We start from the raw sequence: 1,592 nt of genomic DNA, 5'->3' as shown, positions 1-1,592 counted from the left end.
CGTTAGCAACTGTCTCGCATGTCAAGCGTGTTGAGGATCCCAGCGGCGATGCTGATGCAGCATCGCATTGAGGATCGTGAGCAGCTTTCGCATGCACGCGGTCGCGGCGACTTTGAAGGGCTTGCCGGCCGCGCGCAGGCGCTCGTAGAAGACGCGGAGCACCGGGTTGTGCTTGAGGCCGACGAGCGCGGCCATGTAGAGCACGGCGCGGACCGGCGCGCGACCACCCCAGACCATCCGTTTCCCGCGCATTGTGCCGCTATCGCGATTCATGGGTGCGACGCCGACGAGCGCCGCGATCTGGTGTCGCGACAGATGACCGAGCTCCGGTAGCGTCGCGAGCAGCGTGAGCGCGGTCACCGGCCCGACGCCCGGCACGCTGCGCAAGAGATCCGACTTCGCCTGGTACAGTGGACTCGCGGCGACGGCGTCCTGCAAATCACCGTCGACATCGGTGAGCCGCTTCTCGAGCCAGCGAATATGCTGGCTGATGTCGCGCTTGACTGGCCCACGCGCAAAGCCGAGACGATTCTTTTCCGCGGTGAGCATCTCGACGATCTGCCGGCGGCGCGTGAGCAGACTGTCGAGCCGCTGCGCCGCTTCGTCGGGCAGCGGACGAGGCTCCGGCCGCACGCGCTGCGCAAAATCAGCGAGCATGCCGGCATCGAGCGCGTCCGTCTTGGCGAGCTGGCCCATCGCTTTCGCGAAGTCGCGCACCTGGCGCGGATTCACGACCGCAATCGGCAGACCGGCTTTGGCGAGCGTGATCGCCGTGAGCATCTCGAAGCCGCCGGTGGCCTCCATGACGACGAGCGCCGGCGTGAGCGCGACGAGTCGCGGCATCAACTCGGCGAGGCCCGCGTCATCATTCGTGACGGTCCAGCTCTCCCCATCGGGGAGTGCAGCGATGTCGAGCGTCGCCTTCGAGACATCGATGCCGATGTAGCAGTCCATGAGTACCTCGGTGCGAAGAACGATCGGCGTGGCCCAACCTTGCGTGATGCGGGGTCCAGCCCCCGGCAACTGTTCGGGCTCTCGGCGATCAATAACGAGTGGCACCCAGGCTAACGAACGGGCTCGAGGCCCTTAGGCAGAACGGGTTACCACCCTATCGAGAAACTACAGCAGAACACAGATTTAGAGAGATACAAGGCGTTGGGGGTCGCGACTAGACTCGGTCCCCCGAAATCCACATCCGCTTCAGTGCCGCCACCGACCGGATCCGTTCCTCGGCGAGGTGATCCGCAGCCTCGAATGACGGAATCTTTTCGCGCGTGGCGATGGCGAAGACCCGCAGGATCGTGTCGTAGATCTCGTGCGCCTTCCGCTTGGCGCGATCCATCGTCCATCCCTGCAGCTCGCCGAAGACGTTCACCACGCCGCCGCCGTTGATCACGTAATCCGGCGCGTACAGGATCCCCTGTTTTTCGAGCTGCAGGCCGTGGCGCGTTTCGGCAAGCTGGTTGTTGGCACCGCCCGCGACGATCTCGACCTTGAGTTGCTTGAGCGTGTCGTCGTTGATGAGGGCACCGAGCGCACACGGCGCGAAAATGTCCGCCTTGACCCCGTAGATCGCGTCGGTCGCGACGGCT

The 1,592-nt window shown here is 64.7% G+C and carries 2 protein-coding genes; both read right to left on the bottom strand.

The annotated features are described in order from the left end of the window. Positions 1 to 21: 21 nt before the first annotated feature. A complete protein-coding gene (locus VGH98_09355) occupies positions 22 to 954 on the bottom strand; it encodes an IS110 family transposase (protein HEY2376166.1) in 933 nt (310 codons plus the stop codon). A 214-nt stretch (positions 955 to 1,168) separates the two neighbouring features. Beyond that, positions 1,169 to 1,592 (bottom strand): leucine dehydrogenase (locus VGH98_09350; GenBank protein HEY2376165.1); only part of this gene is annotated, 424 nt, incomplete at its 5' end.

The sequence above is a fragment of the Gemmatimonadaceae bacterium genome (assembly GCA_036496605.1).
Taxonomy (GTDB): Bacteria; Gemmatimonadota; Gemmatimonadetes; order Gemmatimonadales; family Gemmatimonadaceae; genus AG2.
Note: the sequence above shows the minus strand (reverse complement) of the source record. Positions and strands in the feature narration are given on the sequence as shown.